Source organism: Stappia sp. TSB10P1A (assembly GCF_900185725.1).
Classification (GTDB): domain Bacteria; phylum Pseudomonadota; class Alphaproteobacteria; order Rhizobiales; family Stappiaceae; genus Stappia.
Genome location: NZ_FYAU01000029.1, coordinates 127,555 through 146,831, shown reverse-complemented (window position 1 = coordinate 146,831; position 19,277 = coordinate 127,555). Strand labels below are relative to the sequence as shown.

At 64.7% G+C, this 19,277-nt stretch carries 18 protein-coding genes; 10 read left to right on the top strand and 8 right to left on the bottom strand.

The window, feature by feature from the left end:
* The first annotated feature begins 135 nt into the window (after positions 1 to 135).
* A complete protein-coding gene (locus tag TSB10P1A_RS14530) occupies positions 136 to 1,053 on the top strand; it encodes an N-acetylmuramic acid 6-phosphate etherase (RefSeq protein WP_186388655.1) in 918 nt (305 codons plus the stop codon).
* Between the two features lie 57 nt (positions 1,054 to 1,110).
* Here the strand turns inward: TSB10P1A_RS14530 and TSB10P1A_RS23900 are convergent, their stop codons facing one another.
* A complete protein-coding gene (locus TSB10P1A_RS23900) occupies positions 1,111 to 1,713 on the bottom strand; it encodes a GntR family transcriptional regulator (protein WP_256376467.1) in 603 nt (200 codons plus the stop codon).
* A gap of 188 nt (positions 1,714 to 1,901) precedes the next feature.
* On the bottom strand, positions 1,902 to 3,068 hold the full coding sequence (metC, locus tag TSB10P1A_RS14520) for a cystathionine beta-lyase (RefSeq protein ID WP_186388653.1): 1,167 nt from the start codon (positions 3,066 to 3,068) through the stop codon (positions 1,902 to 1,904).
* A 155-nt stretch (positions 3,069 to 3,223) separates the two neighbouring features.
* On the opposite strand from metC, the gene TSB10P1A_RS14515 reads away from it, so the two are divergent.
* From TSB10P1A_RS14515 to TSB10P1A_RS14480, 8 genes are all read left to right on the top strand, one after another.
* On the top strand, positions 3,224 to 4,234 hold the full coding sequence (locus TSB10P1A_RS14515) for an amino acid ABC transporter substrate-binding protein (protein ID WP_371515136.1): 1,011 nt from the start codon (positions 3,224 to 3,226) through the stop codon (positions 4,232 to 4,234).
* 86 nt (positions 4,235 to 4,320) lie between these two features.
* Positions 4,321 to 5,517: an amino acid ABC transporter permease gene (locus TSB10P1A_RS14510; RefSeq protein WP_186388651.1), complete on the top strand. Its 1,197-nt coding sequence runs from the start codon at positions 4,321 to 4,323 to the stop codon at positions 5,515 to 5,517.
* Between the two features lie 3 nt (positions 5,518 to 5,520).
* Positions 5,521 to 6,627, top strand: a complete 1,107-nt coding sequence (locus TSB10P1A_RS14505; protein ID WP_186388650.1) for an amino acid ABC transporter permease — start codon at positions 5,521 to 5,523, stop codon at positions 6,625 to 6,627.
* A gap of 22 nt (positions 6,628 to 6,649) precedes the next feature.
* A complete protein-coding gene (locus TSB10P1A_RS14500; RefSeq protein ID WP_186388649.1) occupies positions 6,650 to 7,417 on the top strand; it encodes an amino acid ABC transporter ATP-binding protein in 768 nt (255 codons plus the stop codon).
* Between the two features lie 51 nt (positions 7,418 to 7,468).
* On the top strand, positions 7,469 to 8,869 hold the full coding sequence (locus tag TSB10P1A_RS14495; protein ID WP_186388648.1) for an MmgE/PrpD family protein: 1,401 nt from the start codon (positions 7,469 to 7,471) through the stop codon (positions 8,867 to 8,869).
* A gap of 5 nt (positions 8,870 to 8,874) precedes the next feature.
* Positions 8,875 to 10,230, top strand: coding sequence for an MmgE/PrpD family protein (locus TSB10P1A_RS14490; protein WP_186388647.1), 1,356 nt, complete (start codon positions 8,875 to 8,877; stop codon positions 10,228 to 10,230).
* Positions 10,231 to 10,243: 13 nt separating this feature from the next.
* Positions 10,244 to 11,608, top strand: coding sequence for an MmgE/PrpD family protein (locus tag TSB10P1A_RS14485; RefSeq protein WP_186388646.1), 1,365 nt, complete (start codon positions 10,244 to 10,246; stop codon positions 11,606 to 11,608).
* Positions 11,609 to 11,612: 4 nt separating this feature from the next.
* Positions 11,613 to 12,209 (top strand): glutathione S-transferase family protein, encoded by a 597-nt coding sequence (locus tag TSB10P1A_RS14480; RefSeq protein ID WP_186388645.1) that lies wholly within the window; start codon positions 11,613 to 11,615, stop codon positions 12,207 to 12,209.
* Between the two features lie 144 nt (positions 12,210 to 12,353).
* On the opposite strand, the gene TSB10P1A_RS14475 is transcribed toward TSB10P1A_RS14480, so the two are convergent.
* Together TSB10P1A_RS14475 and TSB10P1A_RS14470 are read right to left on the bottom strand one after the other, a co-directional pair.
* Positions 12,354 to 12,818, bottom strand: a complete 465-nt coding sequence (locus TSB10P1A_RS14475; RefSeq protein ID WP_186388644.1) for a 2TM domain-containing protein — start codon at positions 12,816 to 12,818, stop codon at positions 12,354 to 12,356.
* Between the two features lie 314 nt (positions 12,819 to 13,132).
* Positions 13,133 to 14,473, bottom strand: coding sequence for an aspartate aminotransferase family protein (locus TSB10P1A_RS14470; protein WP_186388643.1), 1,341 nt, complete (start codon positions 14,471 to 14,473; stop codon positions 13,133 to 13,135).
* A gap of 131 nt (positions 14,474 to 14,604) precedes the next feature.
* On the opposite strand from TSB10P1A_RS14470, the gene TSB10P1A_RS14465 reads away from it, so the two are divergent.
* Complete coding sequence (locus tag TSB10P1A_RS14465; protein WP_186388642.1) at positions 14,605 to 15,183, top strand: cupin domain-containing protein; 579 nt, start codon at positions 14,605 to 14,607, stop codon at positions 15,181 to 15,183.
* 18 nt (positions 15,184 to 15,201) lie between these two features.
* Here the strand turns inward: TSB10P1A_RS14465 and TSB10P1A_RS14460 are convergent, their stop codons facing one another.
* The 4 genes from TSB10P1A_RS14460 to TSB10P1A_RS14445 are packed head-to-tail and all read right to left on the bottom strand — an operon-like array spanning position 15,202 to position 19,258.
* Entirely contained in the window at positions 15,202 to 16,362 is a 1,161-nt protein-coding gene (locus TSB10P1A_RS14460; RefSeq protein ID WP_186388641.1) for a P1 family peptidase, read from the bottom strand.
* A 1-nt stretch (position 16,363) separates the two neighbouring features.
* The gene (locus TSB10P1A_RS14455; RefSeq protein WP_186388640.1) at positions 16,364 to 17,191 is read right to left on the bottom strand and encodes an ABC transporter permease; all 828 of its coding nucleotides are present in this window, start codon (positions 17,189 to 17,191) and stop codon (positions 16,364 to 16,366) included.
* Between the two features lie 4 nt (positions 17,192 to 17,195).
* Positions 17,196 to 18,128, bottom strand: a complete 933-nt coding sequence (locus TSB10P1A_RS14450) for an ABC transporter permease (protein ID WP_186388639.1) — start codon at positions 18,126 to 18,128, stop codon at positions 17,196 to 17,198.
* Complete coding sequence (locus TSB10P1A_RS14445; RefSeq protein WP_186388638.1) at positions 18,125 to 19,258, bottom strand: ABC transporter ATP-binding protein; 1,134 nt, start codon at positions 19,256 to 19,258, stop codon at positions 18,125 to 18,127. Before TSB10P1A_RS14445 ends, TSB10P1A_RS14450 begins: the two co-directional genes overlap by 4 nt.
* Between the last annotated feature and the right edge of the window lie 19 nt (positions 19,259 to 19,277).

Genomic DNA, 19,277 nt, shown 5'->3' with positions numbered 1-19,277 from the left:
TCGGCCAACAGAGCGCGGCGAACCGATTTATAGGCCGTGAATTGATCCGGTCTCGCCGATGAATGTCATAGCTAAGTGGTAGCATTTTGGTATTTTTGTATTTTCGATCGAAAGAGCCAGGCCAGGGAGCACGAAATGAGGCAAGGCGGATTGGGCGCACGGCCGCGGACGGAGACGGTGGGACGGCATGCCGCACCACTCGACCAACTGGATGGCGAGGCGATGACGACCGCTCTCATCGAGAGCCAGGGCACAGCGCTCGCGGCGCTGCGCGCCGCGCAGACGCAGATCGACCGGGCAATCGCCATGGCCGCGTCGGTGATGCGCCGGTCCGGGTCGCGGCTGATTTACTGTGGTGCGGGAACGTCCGGGCGAATCGCCCTGCTCGATGCGGTCGAGCTGAAGCCGACCTTCAACTGGCCCGACGAACGTCTGGAGGTGCTTCTGGCCGGGGGCGCGCAGAGTTTCTACGAAGCCCAGGAAGGGGCCGAAGATGACGGCGCTTCCGCGCGCGCGGCGCTGAACGCGCTCGATGTCAGCGCCAACGATGTGGTCGTCGGTCTGGCGGCGAGCGGAACCACCCCTTACGTCCTTCAGGCCATGGAAACCGCGCGGGAGCGCGCTGCCACGACCATCGGCCTTGCCAACAATCCGGGGGCGCCGCTGCTGTCGATGGTCGACTGCCCCGTCCTGCTCGATACCGGACCGGAGATCCTGGCCGGGTCCACCCGGTTGACCGCCGGCACCAGCCAGAAGATCGCGCTCAACACCTTCTCGACCGGGCTGATGGTGCGTCTTGGCCGCGTCTACAAGGGCTACATGGTCGACATGCGCGCGACCAATGCCAAGTTGCGCGTCCGTGCCGTGACGATCGTTTCCGACATCGCCGGATGCGATGATGACGCGGCACAGGCCGCGCTCGATGCGACCGGCTATGACATCAAGCGCGCGGTACTGGTGGCTGCCGGAGCCACTCCGGACATGGCTGCACGTCTGCTCGGTGAAGTCGACGGGAACCTCGGCGCGGCGCTGACACGGCTTGCTGGCGCCTGACCCCAGCGGGGCGGGCTGGTCAATTTCGCGCGCCCCTTAAACCCCATCGTAGCCGGCTCAGTTGAAGCCGTGCTCCGCCATCATTTTCAGCCGGATCTGAAAACCGGACAGAATGTGCTTGCGCGCAGCCTGCTCGGCCCGGTCTCCATCGCCGGCGGCGATGGCCTCCACGATTTCCTCGTGTTCTGCCTGAGCCTCATCGATGCGTCCGCCCGTTGTATAGGTGGAGCCGGGCAGAAGGCTGAGATGAACCCGGAGGTTGCCGAGCGCCTCGATCATGAACTTGTTGTGCGAGGCCTGGACAATCTGCCGGTGCAGCAGCTTGTTGCGCTCCAGAAGCTTGAGCGGATCCCTAAGTTCGCGATCCCCCGCCACCATGTCGCGCAACAGATTGACCTCGGCCCGGGAGGCGTGCTCAGCCGCAAGGCGGGTCGCCATCCCTTCCAGTCCTTCACGCACCGCGAACAACTGGCGGATCTGATCATAGCTCAGATGGGCTATGATCAGACCGCGCTGAGGGCCGTGCTCCGCAAGACCCATTGCATGCAGCCGGTGCAGCGCTTCGCGCACTGGCGTTCGGCTGATGCCCAGTCTCTGGGCCAATTCGGTTTCGGTCAGGCGGCTGCCGGGCTGCAATTCGCCTGCCTCGATCAGATCCATGAGGTGATCCAGGGGACTGCGTCGGATCAGCGTGGACTTGGACACCTGCGTCATACGTTTGGCTCGGCCTTTCCCGGCAGTTCTGGCCCGATCGGAGCGGGCGAAATCAACTCCCTTCTGTATACAAATGTTTCCTCTGCGAGGCCAGAACGTTGGCACACAGCCTCCCGGCCGAAGATCGCGGACAGCTATTGCCTCAGACGGTCAAAACCGCGACGCAGCTCATTGATCAGATCCTCCGGATCCTCGAGGCCGACATGAATGCGCACGGTCTGCCCGCCGGGAGACCAGGTCGTGGCGCTGCGATAGACGGACGGGTTGGACGGCACCAGCAAGCTTTCGAAGCCGCCCCAACTGGATCCCATGCCAAACAAGGTCAGTCCGTCGAACATCCGCCCGAGCGCAGGCCGATCAGCAGAGCGCATCACGAAGCCAAACAGCCCCGAAGCGCCGGAGAAGTGCCGCTTCCACAGCTCATGTCCGGGATCGCCAGGCAGGGCTGGATGCATCACCCGAAGCACTTCCTCTTGCTGCGACAACCATTGCGCGACTTTCAGGCCGCTGGCGTGATGATGAGCCATGCGCACAGCCAATGTCCGCAAGCCACGCAGGGCGAGGAAGGCATCGTCTCCTCCAACACAGACGCCGAAGCGCAGATAGGTTTCGCGGAGACGCTCATACTGCTCAGCCCGACAGGCCACGGTGCCAAGCATCAGGTCTGAATGACCCGAGATGTATTTCGTGCCGGCCTGAACGGAAATGTCGGCGCCCTGCGTCAGCGGCCGGCAAAAATAACCGCCGCTCCAGGTGTTGTCGATGGCGGTAACCACATCGTGCCGTCGAGCCGCCTGGCATATGGCCGTCACATCCTGAATTTCGAAGGTCTGCGATCCGGGCGATTCCATCCAGATCAGCTTGGTCTGCGGACGGATCAAGCTTTCGATATCCGCGCCGATGGTCGGGTCATAATACGTCGTCTCGACGCCGAATTTCCTTAGCGTGAACTCGCAGAACTTGCGGGCAGGCCCATAGGCGCTGTCGGTCATCAGGAAATGGGCACCGGGCTCGGCATAACTCATCAGAACGACGCTGATCGCATTGACGCCCGAGGGTGCAACCAGTGCTCTGTCGCCCATCTCGAGGGCGCAGATCGCATCCTCAAGCGCGTGGGTCGTGGGTGTGCCCCGGCGCCCATAGCGCAGCTTGGCTCCCTCTTTCGCCTCCAGCGCCGCCAGATTCGGAAAGAGGATGGTCGAAGCGCGATAGACCGGCGTGTTCACGGCGCCGGAATGGAGGGCGGGCGAGCGGCCGGCATGGGCCAAGATCGTGTCATATCCCAGATTCTCTGTGTCCATTTTCGCGCCCTCCTGCGAGGTGCTCCCTATTGAATACCGATGAAAACATATGTATACAATGATCCTGGGGGCGTCAATCGGATGCCAAGCAAGACCGCAATGCCCCCCAACAGAGAGGGAATGAGATGATCAAGACAAAGGTTGTCGGGCTTTCCATCATGGCTAGCCTCATGCTCGGCGTCGCGGGGGCTCCGATGGCTCGGGCCGGTTCGGGCGATACGCTGGCGGCGGTCAAGGCGCGGGGCGAAGTGCTGTGCGGCGTCCACCCGGCTCGTCATGGCTTTGCGGCCCCGGACAGTCTGGGCAAATGGAGCGGGTTCGAGGTCGACTTCTGCCACGCCATCGCTGCCGCGGTCTTTGGCGATGCATCCAAGGTCCGCTTCGTCGCGCTATCCTCCCAGCAGCGCTTTCCCGCCATCCAGTCCGGCGAGGTCGACGTGCTGGCCCGCAACGTGACCGCGACCCTCAGCCGTGACACGGCACTGGGACTGAACTTCGCCCCGCCGGTCTTCTATACCGGTACCGGTTTTCTGGTTCGCAAGGACGACGGCATCGCCAAGATCGAGGATCTGGATGGCGCGGCGATCTGCATGGCGCCCGGCTCCACCACCGAACGCAACGTTGCCCAGATCTTCGCTGCCCGCGGCCTCACCTACACGCCCGTCGTGATCGAGAACAACAAGCAGTTGGTCGATGCCTATGTCACGGGCCGTTGTGACGCGCTGACCAAGGACAAGGCGGCCCTGCCTGGCGTGCGCGCCTTCGACACCGAAGACCCTTCCGCACATATCATGCTGCCCGGCATCTATTCCAAGGAACCGCTGGCAATGGCCGTCCGCCAGGGCGACGACAATTGGTATGACCTGGTGAAGTGGGTCACCTACGCCACCTTCAACGCAGAAGAACTGGGCGTGAGCCAGGACAATGTCGACGAGATGAAGAATTCGGAAGACCCCGACGTCCAGGCATTGCTCGGCGTGATCGGCGACAACGGCGCCAAGCTCGGTGTCGACAATGGCTGGGTCTATGCGATCGTGAAGCAAGTCGGGAACTACAAGGACATCTACATGCGTCACTTCGGCCCCTACAGCCCCGTCGCGCTGGACCGCGACCAGAATGCGCTGTGGACCGAAGGTGGCCTGCTCTACGGCTTCCCGATGCAGTAAGCCCGCAGGCCGCCTCTTCCGTATCCTCCGCAGCCGGCTCGCCGGATGCGGAGGCTGTACATGCCTTGCCCTGATGGGAACGACACATGACAGACGCCAGTCCAGGCCGGAGCGGAGCACGCCCCGCGCGGAACCTGAAGGACATTCTCTACAGCGAAAGCTTCCGAACAGTGATCTATCAGGTCGCTTTGGCAGCGGCGGTGGCGCTTCTGGGCTTCTACCTCTACCAGAACGTCATCGCCAACCTCAGCCGCCAGAACATCGCCACCGGGTTCGGCTTCCTGGATCAGGTCGCGCAGTTCGAGATCGGCGAGACGCTGATCGCATATTCCTCGCGCGATACCTATGGCCGAGCTCTGCTGGTCGGGTTGATAAACACGCTGACCGTCTCGGCGGCGGGCATCGTCGTTGCCACCGTCATCGGCTTTTCGGTCGGCATCGCGCGGGTCTCGACCAACTGGCTGCTGCAGCGCATCGCCACAGCCTATGTCGAGATCGTACGCAACATCCCGGTCATCCTTCAGGTGATCTTCTGGGCGGCGGTGATCCGCAACCTGCCCGCTCCGCGCCAGGCCATCGAGCTGTGGGGATTGGGCTTTCTGTCCAATCGCGGGCTGACCTTCGTGATGCCGGTCGCCCATGCCGCCCATGTGTGGATGCTGGCCGCACTGGTCACGGGCATCGTTCTGGCCGCCGCCGCCAGCCATCTGGCCAAGCGTCACCGCGAAGCCACCGGTCGCTATGTCGACATGCTGTGGCCAAGCATAGCCCTGATCGCCGGACTGCCGCTTCTCGTCTGGCTGGTCTTCGGCGCCCCCCACGCCATCAGCTATCCGCAACGCCAGGGCTTCAACTTTGCCGGCGGCGCAACCATCAGCCCGGAATTCGTGGCCCTGATGGCGGGAATCTCGCTCTATTCCTCGGGCTTCATCGCCGAAATCGTCAGAGCCGGCATCCAGGCCACTCCCCGCGGTCAGGTCGAGGCTGCCCGCTCCATCGCGCTGCGTCCGCGTTTCATCCTGCGCTATGTCGTGCTGCCACAGGCCCTTCGCGTGATCGTGCCGCCGCTGACCAGTCAATATGTCAGCCTGATCAAGAACAGTTCCATCGCCGTCGTCATCGGATATCCGGATCTGGTCAACATCGGCAACACCGTCATGAACCAGACGGGGCAAGCGGTCGAAGCGATCGCGGTGATGATGATGGTCTATCTCATCATCAGTGTTGTCACCTCGCTCCTGATGAATGCCTACAACCGCCTCGTGGCGATCAAGGAGCGGTAAGTCATGACCACGATTTCCTCACAGATCGCCACCCCGGCCCCCACCTATGACCCGCATGCCCGCATCTCCGGCACTGTCTGGCTGAAAGCGAACCTGTTTGGTTCCATCTGGCAAAGCCTTCTGACGGTGATTGTCGCTGCTGGCCTCATCCGCTTTTTCTGGTTCGTGCTGGACTGGGGCGTGATCAATGCCGTGTTCTATACCACCGATCCCGATGTCTGCCGCGCCGCGACCGGCGCCTGCTGGGCGGTGATCGTCGAGAAGCACCGGCCGATGCTGTTCGGGCTCTACCCCTATGACGAACACTGGCGACTGGTGCTGATGATGGTGATCTACCTGGTCACGGTGGTCATCTCGCTCTGGCCGCGCTTCTGGAACCTGCGCCTTCTGGTGCCGCTCTGGATCTTTGCGACGCTGTCCATCGGCGCGCTGATGTTCGGGGGCGTTCTGGGTCTGCGCTATGTGGCCACATCGGAATGGGGCGGGCTGCCGCTCACCATGCTGCTGTTCACCGGAACCGTCCTGATCGGCATGCCCGTTGCGGTGCTGCTGGCGCTGGGGCGCCGTGCCCCCCTGCCGGTGGCGCGGGGCGTGTCGGTGGTGTTCATCGAATCCCTGCGCGGGGTGCCGTTGATCACCATCCTCTTCGTGGCCGTGAACGTGTTTCCGCTGTTCTTGCCCGCCGGTATGGAGGTGAACAAGCTGCTGCGCATCACCGTGGGCATCGCGATCTTCTTCGCCTGCTATCAAGCCGAGGTGATCCGTGGCGGGCTTCAAGCCATCCCGCGCGGTCAGTACGAGGCGGCCCAGTCCCTCAGCCTCAGCTACTGGCAGACGACGCGCACGATCATCCTACCGCAAGCCTTGCGCATCAGCCTGCCCGCGATCACCAACCACATCATCGCGGCAATGAAGAACACTTCATTCGTGATCATCATCGGTCTCTTCGACATCCTGACAGCAACCACGGCCGTGATGCAGGATCCGCTCTGGCGCAAATTCTATGTCGAAGCGTATCTGTTCGTGGCGGCGGTCTACCTTTTCTTCGGCTATGCGCTCTCGCTCTATGCGCGCCAGGTCGAGAAGTGGATCGCCTCGGGTCGGATCTGACGACCAAAACTGGAGATAAGACATGCCCCAATCCTCCCTTCCAGATCAGACCTCCACCCCTGTCATCAGCATGCGCAACGTGTCGAAGTGGTTCAGCGCCTTTCAGGTGCTGCACGATGTCAGCCTCGATGTGCGCAAGGGCGAACGCGTCGTCGTCTGCGGCCCCTCAGGCTCGGGAAAGTCGACACTCATTCGCTGCATCAACCGGCTTGAAGCGCACCAGTCCGGGCAGATCTTCGTCAAGGGACTGGAGATGACCGACAATGTGAAGAACATCGATACGATCCGCCGTAACATCGGCATGGTGTTCCAGAACTTCAATCTGTTTCCGCATCTGACCGTTCTGGAAAACCTGACGCTCGGCCCGATGCTGACCCGGCACATGAAGAAAGTCGCCGCCGAAGATCTGGCGATGCACTTCCTGAAGAAGGTCCGCATCCCCGAGCAGGCGAACAAATATCCGCTCCAGCTTTCGGGGGGACAGCAGCAGCGGGTGGCCATTGCCCGAAGCCTGTGCATGGAGCCCGAGATCATGCTCTTCGACGAGCCGACCTCCGCACTCGATCCGGAGATGATCAAGGAAGTGCTGGACACCATGATCGAGCTTGCCGAAAGCGGCATGACCATGATCGTGGTGACGCATGAAATGGGGTTCGCCCGCACTGTTGCCGACAACGTTGTCTTCATGGCCGATGGCCGCAAGGTGGAAAGCGCCCCTCCCGAAGACTTCTTCGGAAACCCGCGCGAGGAGCGGACCCGCGTTTTCCTCGACCAGATCCTGAAGCATTGACCTGCGCCGGCCCGCCGCCGGCGGGCCGGGCATAGCAACCGGAGTTTCCTCGTGACGTCCTTGACGCTTGAGCTTGCAGCGCGCGCTGCAGGCCTGTCTTCTTGCGCCCTGAGCCCGGCGGTGCGGGACTGGGCCTGCCGCGCTCTTGCGGATACCGTCGGCTGCGGGATCGCTGGCGCCAACGAGACTGTGACACGCCTTGCCGCGTCCATCCTGCCGGCCACCACCGGCAAGGCGAGGCTGCTCGGCCGCCGGGGGCATGCACACGTCCTGGATGCTGCCCAGATCAACGGCGTTGCCGCCCATGCCCTTGATTTCGACGACTGCAATCTTGAGATGGATGGCCATCCGTCGGTCAGCATCGTACCGGCGCTGCTGGCACTGGGCGACGCGCTGGATTGCAGCGGCAAGGACCTCCTGACAGCCTATGTCGCAGGCGTGGAGGCCGAGATCCGGATCGCCCGCCTTTCGAATCCGGCGCACGCGGAACGAGGCTGGCACCCCACCGTCACCTTCGGCGTTCTGGGGGCCGCAGTCGCTGCCGGCCGCCTGCTTGGCCTGTCCGCCGAGCGCATGTCGGTCGCCCTCGGCATCGCCGCCTCGAGCGCGGCCGGGCTGCGGGCGAATTCCGGCACGATGACCAAGCCCCTTCACGCCGGTCAGGCCAATCGCAACGGCCTGCAAGCAGCACTGCTGGCGCAGGCCGGCTTTACCGCCAGTACCACCGTTCTGGAGCACAGGTTCGGCTTCATGGCCGCATTCAACGGCGGCATCGCCGAGGACTTCGCCCCGGCCCTCGACGGCTGGGGCGAGGACTTCGCGTTGCTCTCCCCTGGAATCGCGATCAAGCAATACCCCTGCTGTGCTTTCATTCACTGCGCCATCGACGCCGCGGCCGAACTGCAGCCGCTGATCGGCGGTGCCGGCATCGAAACGGTTAAGGTGGCACTGCATCCCAAGCGGCTCAAGAATATCGACCGCCCACGGCCGCGCGACGGCCTGGATGCCAAATTCTCCACCCAGTACCTGACAGCCCGCGCCCTGCTTTCGGGCACTGTCGGCTTCGCCGAGTTTGAAGAGCCGCTTCTGTCCGACCCGCAGACACAGGCGCTTTCGGCGCGGATTCATCTAGCCGCGCATGAGGACGCGGATCTGTCCTTCGGCCAGGTGACCGTGACCCTGTCCGACGGGCGCAGGCTTTCCGCCAGCGCCAGCGTCGCCATGGGCCGCAGTCCGGCCAATCCAATGACCGAATCCCAGTTCCGGGCCAAGTTCGACGATTGCGCGCAGCGCGTATTGCCGACCTCGACGATGGCCGAACTTTACACGCGGTTGGCGACGCTGAGCGAGCAACCCTCCGTCCGTCGCCTGACCGCGCTCATGCAGCCCCCCTCGGACAACCACACCCAATCCCAGCCCCGCATCGTCGCCCTTACGACAGAAGAAAGGTAAATGCGATGTCCCTGTCCCGCGAACTCGCCAAGCGGGTTGTCGCCCTTGATCCGGCAAGCTTTGACCCCGAGGCCGTGAAATGGGCCCGCAATGCAATTGCCGATATGATCGGCTGCACATTGCTGGGCGCCCCCACCGCAACGACCGACGCCGTGCTGATGCCCGAACTTTATGGCACCGGCCCGTGCCAAGTGCTGGGTCGCAAGCAGCGGCTGAGCATGCTGGACGCCGCGTTCGTCAATGGCACGGCGGGCCATGCCTTGGACTATGACGACACTTCCAAATCGCTGTCGGGACATCCGACCGTCATCATCATCCCCGGCCTTCTGGCTTTGGCCGAAGTGCGCGGCGCGACGGGTCGGCAATTGACAGAGGCCTATATCGTCGGCGTCGAAGCCGCGACTCGTTTCGCCCGCGGCGTCAACTTCCAGCACTATGAGAAGGGCTGGCATCCGACGGCAACGCTCGGCATCTTCGGCGCGGCAGTGGCCGCGGCAGCACTGATGAACCTGTCCGAAGACCAGATCGCTCACTCGATTTCGATCTCCGCCTCGCTCGCCTCGGGCATCAAGGCAAATTTCGGCACCCCGACCAAGCCGATGCATGCAGGCATTGCCGCCCGCAACGGCCTGCTCGCGGCCCTGGTGGCGGCGAGAGGCGTGAAGGGGTCTCCCGCCGCGCTCGAACATCCGCAAGGGTTTCTCGAGGTCTTCAACGGCGCCGGCAATTACGACCCGCAGAAGATGCTGATGAACTGGTCTGCGCCACTGGATCTGCTCGCCCCAGGGATCTCGATCAAGAAATACCCCTGTGTCTACAGCGTTCACGGCGCCATCGACGCGGCCATCCAGATGCACGACAGTTCCCTATCCGACAGTCTGGCTATCCGCGATGTCCTGGTGCGGATGCACCCCCGCCGTCTGCTGCCGCATGTGCGCAATCCCGCGACCAGTGCCCTCAACGCCAAATTCTCGCTGCCCTATGCAGTGTCGCGGGGCCTCGTGAACGGCGCTGTGCTGCTCGATCACTTTGAGGATCATGCCCTGCACGATCCCGAGGTGACCCGCATCATGGGGCTGATCCGAATGGAACCACATGACGACGACGCGAACGATTACGGCGCCGAGGTGGTGGTGACACTCTCCGACGGCCGCGTCCTGCGCCAGTCGGTTGCCGCCCCGCTGGGCCGTGGCCCCGAAACTCCTCTGCCGCAGGACATGCTGGAGGCGAAGTTCGGCGATTGCGCCCGCGCCAGCCTGACGGAAACCGGCGCCGCAGAGGTGTTTGCCCTGCTGATGCGCCTGGACCAGCTTCCCCGCGCAGCCGACCTGACCGCAGCCATTGCAGCCGCGACCCGTTGAAGGAACGAAAGACATGAGCTTTGCACGCGAACTTGCACGTCGGGCGCTCGGGATTCGGCTCGACACCGTTCCGGCCGACGCAGTGCATATCGGCCGACGCGCCTTTGCCGACACCGTTGGCGTGGCGCTGGCCGGGGCCGACGCGCCCTATCTCGATGCGCTGGAGGAGACGCTGGCGATCGATGCCGCGCCGGGCACGGTCACGCTCTGGGGCCGGGCGGGACGCCGCGCCTCGGTGCTGCATGCCGCAATGATCAACGGCACCGCCGCCCATGCGCTGGATTTCGACGATTGCTCCACCACCATGGGCGGGCACCCCTCGGCCCCGGTCGTACCTGTGGTGCTCGGCCTTGCCGAAGTCCAAGGCGCAACGGCCGGCCGGGCGCTGGAAGCCTGGATCACCGGCGTCGAGGTGGAAACCCGGCTGGCGCGCGGGCTGTTGCCGCATCACTATGAAAAGGGCTGGCACCCGACCGCGACACTGGGCGTCTTCGGCGCAACGGCCGCGGCAGCACGGATGCTCGACCTCGACGAGGAGCAGATGGCCATGGCACTGGCCATCGCGGTCTCGATGGCCTCGGGGCTGAAATCCAACTTCGGCACCCCGGTCAAGCCGATGCATGTCGGCCACGCCGCGTATAACGGCATCATGGCGGCGCTTGTCGCCCAGCGGGGAATGACGGCCAATCCGGATGCCTTCGAACATCAGTATGGCTTCTTCAACCTGTTCAACGGGGCAGGCACCTATGACGCAGACGCCATCCTGAACGGATGGGACGGTCCGCTCGAAGTGCTGTCGCCCGGCATCGCGATCAAGCAGCACCCCTGCTGCGGCAGTGCGCATTCGGCCATCGATGCAGCGTTGCGGATCGTTGCCCGTGAAGGCCTGCTTGCCGCAGACCAGATTGCCAGGATCGAGATCCGCACCCATGAGCGCCGTCTGGCGCATACCAACCGAGGCGCCCCCCGCTCGGGTCTCGACGCCAAGTTCAGCGTGCAGTTCCTGACTGCCAAGGCGCTGACCGCCGGTCGCATCCGTCTGGCCGATTTCGATGACGCGACTTTCCTCACCGCCGATCTGGCGCCGCTCCTGCCGCATGTCACCGCGACCGGCCATCGGGAGGCAGACGCCTATCTGGGATGCGTCGAAGTGGTGATGAAGGATGGACGCACGTTCAACGACAGCGCCTCGACCAATTTCGGGCGCGGACCGATGAACCCGATGTCGGACGCCGAGGTGACCGACAAGTTCATCGATTGTGCGCAAGCGAAACTTGGCACGGCTGCGGCCGAAACTGTCTGCGCGACATTCCTCGCGCTTGAGACGGACAGCCTGCTTGGCCCGCTTCTGGCGCGGCTCTCCGGCAAGGGAGCATAACGGGATGCTGACGGTGTTTGGACGGCGCAACTCCTCGAACAGCGCCAAGGTGTTCTGGCTGTTGGATGAATTGGGGCAGGACTATCGTCTGGTGCCCACCGGCCGCGGCTTCGGCCCCACTGACACGCCGGAGTTTCTGGCGATGAACCCCTTCGGCAAGGTGCCTGTGGTGCGGGATGGCGATACTGTGGTCTGGGAATCCAACGCAGTGCTGCGCTATCTGGCCGGTCGGCAGCCGACCCTGCTCTGGCCGCAGGAGACCGGGGCCCGTAGCAGGGTCGATGGTTGGATGGACTGGGCCTCGATCTCGTTCACTCCGGTCATGACCCGCCTGCGCAAGGCCCGGGCAGCCGGCAAAACAGAGGATGCAGACCTGCCGGCGGTCAAAGCGGCGGTCGCCGCACTGGACAGTTGGCTGGCTGATCACCGCTTTCTGGCGGGGGACCAGTTGTCGCTCGCCGATATAACGGCGGCCCCATCGGTTCACCGCTGGTTCCTGTTGCCCGAAAGCGGCGCCGAGCTACCGCATCTGCGTGCCTATGCCCAACGGCTGGGGACAAACCCCCATTATCGGCGCCATATTCGCGATGCGCTGAGTTGACCTGCCGGCCCAAGACGGCTTCCCACGATGCAGTCGCGGCAAGCCCTGCTCATGCTGAAGCGCAACGGGGATCTGACCGGGGCGCGCGGCAAAACGCGCAACGACGGTCCGTCCGGACACGTTCCTGACCGCCGTCCGCCCAGATCACTTGCGCAGTCGGCGGGCAATCTCGCGGCGCTCCCAGTCCGGTCCGAAGAACGTGGCGATCTGGAAGGCGGACAGGCCATGCGCCGCCAGCCCAATCCCCCACCCGATTGCCGGAAAGACCACCCACAGGAACCCCGGCGAGACCCACAGATTGATGACGAGAAGCAGGAACATCACCAGCGCATAGCGAATGGCATGCAGATAAAACGCCTTGATGTCCCTGACATGGTCCTCCACTGCGGGAGCGATGGGGCTGGTTGAAGAGAGGGCTTCAGGCATGTCGTCGTCCTTTCTGAGTGCGGCGAAATCGACATCGAGAGCAGCAGCCAGGCACTTCAAGGTCTCGGGCGTTGCCTTCGCACCGCGCTCGAGGCGCTGGATGGTGCGGGCACTCACGCCGGCCATATCGGCGAGCTGTTCCTGGCTCAGGCCTTTTTCGAGACGGTATTTGCGGATGACCATGAAAAGCCTGCGGTGATGTCCGATACCGAACCCATGCCCTAACGGCCGTCATTCCACCACGACAGCAGCACGACTTCAACACGCCACGGTGGCGACAAATCGTGCTGATCGGCCCGGCGACAGGCGTGCGCCCAAAGCATTGCGAAACGATCCAACGGCTTCTTTGGCGAGCGCTTTTGCCGGGCAAGCAAGGTCGATGTCGTCGGATGATTTCCTGCTGCGCCCTGCGCGCGCGCATCCGCCACGCGGGACTGCGCCGAGCCCCGCGTGCGGTCGATGTTTCCAGATGATCTGTTTCGGCTCCCGCCGCCTTGTTACTGCGTGCGTTCGAGCACCTTGCGCAGGGTGCCGATCAACTGGCCGATCTCCGCCTCGCCGATGGAGAGCGGCGGCGACATGGCAATGACGTCGCCGGTGACGCGGATCATGCAGCCTTCCTGGAAGCAGGCCGTGAACACGTCATAGGCGCGGGCGCCCGGCGCGCCGGGGCGCGAGGCGAGTTCGATGCCGCCGATCAGGCCGAGATTGCGGATGTCGACAACATGCGGCGCGTCCTTCAGCCCGTGCAGCGCCTCTTCCCAGGCCGGAGCAATGGCGGCGGCGCGGGTCAGCAGCCCGTCGCGCTCGTAGATGTCGAGCGTCGCAAGACCCGCGGCGCAGGCGATCGGATGACCCGAATAGGTGTAGCCGTGGAACAGTTCGATCGTGCCTTCCGGCCCGTTCATGAAGGCGTCGTGGATGCGGTCGGTGGTGAAGACCGCGCCCATCGGCACCGCACCGTTGGTCAGGCCCTTGGCGGTGGTGAAGATGTCCGGCATGACGCCGAAGAACTGCGAGGCGAAGGGCGTGCCGAGACGGCCGAACCCGGTGATCACCTCGTCGAAGATCAGCAGAATGCCATGCTTGTCGCAGATCTCGCGCAGGCGCTGCAGATAGCCCTTCGGCGGCACCAGCACGCCGGTGGAGCCGGCGACCGGCTCGACGATGACGGCGGCGATCGTCTCGGCGCCGTGCAGGCCGACAAGGCGCTCAAGATCGTCGGCAAGATGCGCGCCCCATTCCGGCTGGCCGCGCGAGAAGGCGTTGTGCTCCGGCGCATGGGTGTGCGGCAGATGGTCGACGCCGGTCAGCAGCGTGCCGAAATGGCGGCGGTTGTTGACGAGGCCGCCGACGGAGATGCCGCCGAAGCCGACGCCGTGATAGCCGCGCTCGCGGCCGATCAGGCGGGTGCGCGAGCCCTCGCCGCGCGCCCGGTGCCAGGCCAGCGCGATCTTCAGCGCCGTGTCGACGGATTCGGAGCCCGAGCCAGTGAAGAAGACATGCTCGAAGCCGTCCGGGGCGAGTTCCTTGAGCCGCTCGGCGAATTCGAACGCCAGCGGATGGCCCATCTGGAAGGAGGGCGCGTAGTCCATCTCGAGCAGTTGGCGGTGCACCGCATCGGCGATCTCGGCGTGACCGTGGCCGGCATTGCAGCACCACAGGCCGGCAGTACCGTCGAGGATCTCGCGTCCGTCATCGCTGGTGTAGTGCAGGCCCTTGGCGCCGACCAGCATGCGCGGCGAAGCCTTGAACTGGCGGTTGGCGGTAAAGGGCATCCAATAGGCATCGAGCTTGCGGTTGCTCTTGCCCCGGGGCGTATCGTCCAGCATGTCCATTGCGGCCTCTCCGGCGGTTTTTGTCAATCTGCAGCCTGCGCTCTTTTTCCATCCTGAAACAGTCTGTTTCTTGATTTTTGCAAGCCATTGTTTCTACTAAGGAAGATAGGAGAGCGTTGAGGATCGTAAACATGTCTAACGGCAGGCCCAACGGCAGCGACGCGGAACTCGACATCGGCGGCCGGCTGCGGGCCCTGCGCGCCGCGCATGGGCTGTCGCAGCGCACGCTGGCGAAGCGGGCCGGTGTCACCAATGCAACGATCTCGCTGATCGAGTCCGGTCGCATGAACCCGTCCGTCGGCGCGCTGAAACGGGTGCTCGACGGCATCCCGGTCAGCCTCACCGATTTCTTCGCCTTCGAGCCTGGCGCCGAGCGGCAGGTGTTCTTCCAGGGCGAGGAGCTCAAGGAGATCGGCAAGGGGCGAATCTCCTATCGCCAGGTCGGCGGCAATCTGTTCGGCCGGCGGCTGCAGATCCTGCACGAGCGCTACGAACCGGGCGCCGATACCGGGCGGGCACCGCTCTCCCACGACGGCGAGGAAGGCGGCGTGGTGATCTCCGGCCGGCTGGAAGTGACGGTCGGAGATCAGCGCAAGATCCTGGGGGCGGGCGATGCCTACGCCTTCGACAGCACCGTGCCGCACCGCTTCCGCGCAGTCGGGCCGGAGCCCTGCATCGTGGTCAGCGCCTGCACGCCGCCAAGCTTCTGACAGTCTCCGGGGACGGGGTCAGCGGCCGGTCGCCGGCGCCGGTGTGGAGGCCGGAACCGTCAGCGGAGCACGCCCATAGCGGGCCAGCACCGCCAGCAGGTCCTTCACTGGCAGCGCCCGGCAGACGTGACCGGCGGGCTTTGCCGTCGGCGCGTCCTCGGCTGCCAGCATGGCGTTGAGCACCGCCTCGTCCACCGCCTCGACGGCGGCCAGATAAACCGGATCGAGCAGCTCGTCGTTGAGCGTGCGCATGTCACGCCAGGGCCCGGAAAGCTGCGGCAGGTCCATGCGGTTGGCGGTGCTGAACGCCAGGAAGATATCGCCGGAACTGTTGCCGCCGGGCGTGCCGCCGCGGCCGATGCCAAGAGCGGCACGGCGGGCGAGACGCTCCAGTTGCGAGGGGCCGAGCGGCAGGTCGGTGGCGATGACGGCGATGATCGAGCCGCGCTCGCTGGGCATCTCGGCAATGCGGTCGCGCTCGAGATGGCGGCCGACCGGAGCGCCGAGCACGGTGAGCCAGGGCCGGTGGCCATGGTTGGCCTGGACCAGAACGCCGAGGGTGAAGTCCTCACCCGCCACCGCGAGGCGGCGCGAGGATGTGCCGGTGCCGCCCTTGAACTCGTAGCAGATCATGCCGGCCCCGCCGCCGACATTGCCTTCCGCCACCGGGCCGGAGACGGCCGCTCCGATCGCCGCCAGAACGTCGTCCTCGCCGACATGCTGGCCGTTGATGTCGCTGAGGACGCCGTCATAGGTCTCGGCGATCACCGGCATTGCCCACAGGTGGTGCCGCGCGAACGCTTCGGCATGATGAGAGAGGATCCAGCGGGTCGCCGCATGATGGGCGATGCCAACCGAATGGGTGTTGGTGATCACCAGCGGGCCGAGGAAATGGCCGGCGTCGCGCACCCAGTGGCTGCCGGTCATCTCGCCATTGCCGTTGAGCGTATATTGCCCCGCCCAGACCGGACTTGGATGCGTGTCGAAGCCGCGCGGCAGGATGGCGGTGACGCCGGTCAGCACGGGCGGCGTGCCGGAGCCGGCCGGTCGCTGCAGGGTCTTGAAGCCGACCAGGACGCCGGGCACGTCGGTGATGGCATTGAAGGGACCGCAGCAGCCGGGCAGGTCGAGGCCCAGATCGCGGGCGCGCGGCTTCAGCGGGGCGCTTCGGGCGGTCATGTCATTTTCCTCGCGATCTGAGATAGAGGCCGAGCGATGCGACGACGAAGGAGAAGACCAGCATGACAGTCGCTATCGCGTTGATTTCCGGCTTAATTCCCCGCCGCAACATGCCATAGATGAAGACCGGGAGGGTGGTCGAGTCGACTCCGGAGATGAAGTAGGTGATGACGAGATCGTCCATCGAGATGATGAAGGCGAGCAGCGCACCGCCGATCACGCCGGGCAGGATCAGCGGCAGCGTCACCTTGCGGAACGTGGTCCAGCCGTCGGCGCCGAGATCAGCCGAAGCCTCCTCCAGCGACCGATCCATGCCGGCGAGCCGGGCACTGACCACGATGAAGACATAGCTGGTCAGGAAGGTGCAGTGGCCGATGATGATGCTGACGAGACCAAGGCTCATGCCGAAGCTGACGAAGAAGACCAGCAGGGCAATGCCGAGGACGATGTCGGGCATGATCATCGGCATGAACATCAAGGCCCGGTAGAACGAGCGCAGGCGGAAGCGAAAGCGCGCCACGGCCAGCGCTACCGAGGTGCCGAAGACGGTGGCAACGAGGGTCGTGGTCAAGGCCACGATCAGGCTGTTGCGCACCGCCTTCAACAACTGATCGGTCGACTGCACATAGAGCGACAGTTCGTCGAGGCCGGTGGAGAGGCCGAAGATCGAGCGGTACCAGTCGAGGGTGAAGCCGCTCCAGATCATCATGTTGACCGGATTGGCGTTGAACGAGAAGACGACGATCAGGATGATCGGCGCGTAGATGAAGGCGAAGAAGAGAACGCCGTAGAGACCGAGAAGGCCGATCCTGTTGCGCGGTGCGGACATGGGCTCAGCTCCTTGCGCCGGAGGGAGCAGCATCGTCGTCGCGCGCCAGCAGCCGCACATAGACGACGAGCAGCAGCAGCACCGCGGCCATCACCGTCATGCCGAGAGCCGCACCGAATGGCCAGTTGCGCGCCGACAGGAACTGCTGCTCGATGAGGTTGCCGGTCATCATCACCTTCGCTCCGCCGAGCAGCGAGGGCACGACGAAATTGCCCAGACTCGGGATGAAGACGATGATCGAACCGCCGACGATGCCCGGCAGGGTGAGCGGCAGCACCACCTTGCGGAAGGTCTGGAAGCGGCTGGCACCGAGGTCCTGCGAAGCCTCGACCAGGCTGGCGTCGAGCTTTTCGACGCTGGCATAGAGCGGCAGGAACATGAAGGGGATGAACACATAGACCATGCCGATCACCACGGCGGCTTCCGTGTAGATGATCTCCAGTGGCCGCTCGACGAGGCCGAGGCCGAGCAGCGCCTGATTGACGAAGCCGGTCGGCCGCAGCAAGAGCACCCAGGCGAAAAGGCGCACCACCAGGCTGACGAAGAACGGCAGGGTGATGAGGAAGATGAAGAGGTTGCGGGCGCGTGGACCGAGCCGGCTGACCCAGAAGGCGGCCGGATAGCACAGCAGCAGGCAAAAGAACGAGGTCTGCAGCGCCAGCCATAGAGAGCGGGCGAATATGCGCAAATACACCGGATCGAAGCTTTCGTAGCGGGTGTTGGCCCAGCCGAAGATGCGACCGAAGTTGAGATGGTAGAAGGTCCACTCGACGCCGCCATAGAGGCCGGGCTCCAACCAGCTATAGACGAACATCAGTGCCAGCGGCCCGACGAAGAACACCGCCAGGAACAGGGTCGGCGCCGCGAGCAGGAGGGCGAGCGCCGCCTGCCGGCGCAGCGCGTTGGGGCCGTGCGAAGCGGCCTGCCGCCCGGTCATGGCCGCCCCTCCAGCACATGGATCGCTGCCTGCGGCACGAAGAGCGAGACCGCGCGACCGGGGGCAAACCCCGCGCTTGCCGCGCCAATGCCGCCGCGGGCCGTCACCTTCAGCGGATCGAGCCCGGCCACCTCGACGGCAAGGCGATAGTCCGTGCCGCCGAAGAACGCCTGCGCGAGCCTGCCCGACAGGGCAAGGCCATCGTCCCGGCGGGCCGCGCCGGCGGACGCGCCACCGGTTTCGCTCGCCGCGGACAGGTCGATCGCCTCGGGCCGCACCAGCAGCGTGGCACGCGCTCCCGGCGTGAGGGAGCGGCCGGCAAGGTGCACCCGGGTTCCGTCCGCGATCTCCACCAGACTGCCCCCGGCATCGGCGGAGACGACAGTCGCGGCCAGCAGGTTGCTCTCGCCGATAAACCGGGCGACGAAGGCATTGGCCGGACGATAATAGACGTCCTCCGGCCCGCCGCATTGCTGGATCCGGCCGCCGTCGAGGACGACGATGCGGTCGGACATAGTCAGCGCCTCCTCCTGGTCGTGGGTAACGAAGATGAAGGAGATGCCGAGCTCGTGTTGCAGCAGCTTCAGCTCTTCCTGCATCTTCTGACGCAGGTTGCGATCTAGCGCGGAGAGCGGCTCGTCGAGCAGCAGCAGCTTCGGCCGGGCGACGATGGCCCGGGCAAGCGCCACCCGCTGCTGCTGGCCGCCGGAGAGCTGGCGCACCGAGCGTTCGCCGAAGCCGGACAGGCTGACGAGCTCCAGCGCCTCGCCGACACGGCGGGTCCGCTCGCGGGCCGGTACGCCGGCGACCTCCAGGCTGTAGCCGACATTGCGCGCCACGTTCATATGCGGAAACAGCGCATAGTTCTGGAACACAGTGTTGACGGGCCGCGCATGGGCCGGCCGATCCAGAATGGAGGCGCCGTCGATCAGGATATCCCCGGAATCGAGGTCCTCGAAGCCGCTGATGGTGCGCAGCAAGGTGGTCTTGCCGCAGCCCGAGGGCCCGAGCAAGGTGACGAATTCATTGTCGGAGACAGTCAGCGAGAGACCGTCCAGGGCGGCGACGCGCACCCCGTCGGGCGTCACGAACTGCCGGGCGGCGTCGCGGATCTCGAGAAGCGGTGGCATGCAAGCTCCCGGATGGATC

Coding starts and splice junctions, on each gene's coding strand:
- TSB10P1A_RS14470 (WP_186388643.1), bottom strand. CDS start 14,473: ATGGACATGCTGGACGATACGCCCCGGGGCAAGAGCAACCGCAAGCTC.
- metC (WP_186388653.1), bottom strand. CDS start 3,068: ATGGACACAGAGAATCTGGGATATGACACGATCTTGGCCCATGCCGGC.
- TSB10P1A_RS14450 (WP_186388639.1), bottom strand. CDS start 18,128: ATGACCGGGCGGCAGGCCGCTTCGCACGGCCCCAACGCGCTGCGCCGG.
- TSB10P1A_RS14460 (WP_186388641.1), bottom strand. CDS start 16,362: ATGACCGCCCGAAGCGCCCCGCTGAAGCCGCGCGCCCGCGATCTGGGC.
- TSB10P1A_RS14480 (WP_186388645.1), top strand. CDS start 11,613: ATGCTGACGGTGTTTGGACGGCGCAACTCCTCGAACAGCGCCAAGGTG.
- TSB10P1A_RS14530 (WP_186388655.1), top strand. CDS start 136: ATGAGGCAAGGCGGATTGGGCGCACGGCCGCGGACGGAGACGGTGGGA.
- TSB10P1A_RS14465 (WP_186388642.1), top strand. CDS start 14,605: ATGTCTAACGGCAGGCCCAACGGCAGCGACGCGGAACTCGACATCGGC.
- TSB10P1A_RS14455 (WP_186388640.1), bottom strand. CDS start 17,191: ATGTCCGCACCGCGCAACAGGATCGGCCTTCTCGGTCTCTACGGCGTT.
- TSB10P1A_RS14485 (WP_186388646.1), top strand. CDS start 10,244: ATGAGCTTTGCACGCGAACTTGCACGTCGGGCGCTCGGGATTCGGCTC.
- TSB10P1A_RS14475 (WP_186388644.1), bottom strand. CDS start 12,818: ATGGTCATCCGCAAATACCGTCTCGAAAAAGGCCTGAGCCAGGAACAG.
- TSB10P1A_RS14500 (WP_186388649.1), top strand. CDS start 6,650: ATGCCCCAATCCTCCCTTCCAGATCAGACCTCCACCCCTGTCATCAGC.
- TSB10P1A_RS14505 (WP_186388650.1), top strand. CDS start 5,521: ATGACCACGATTTCCTCACAGATCGCCACCCCGGCCCCCACCTATGAC.
- TSB10P1A_RS23900 (WP_256376467.1), bottom strand. CDS start 1,713: ATGGATCTGATCGAGGCAGGCGAATTGCAGCCCGGCAGCCGCCTGACC.
- TSB10P1A_RS14510 (WP_186388651.1), top strand. CDS start 4,321: ATGACAGACGCCAGTCCAGGCCGGAGCGGAGCACGCCCCGCGCGGAAC.
- TSB10P1A_RS14445 (WP_186388638.1), bottom strand. CDS start 19,258: ATGCCACCGCTTCTCGAGATCCGCGACGCCGCCCGGCAGTTCGTGACG.
- TSB10P1A_RS14490 (WP_186388647.1), top strand. CDS start 8,875: ATGTCCCTGTCCCGCGAACTCGCCAAGCGGGTTGTCGCCCTTGATCCG.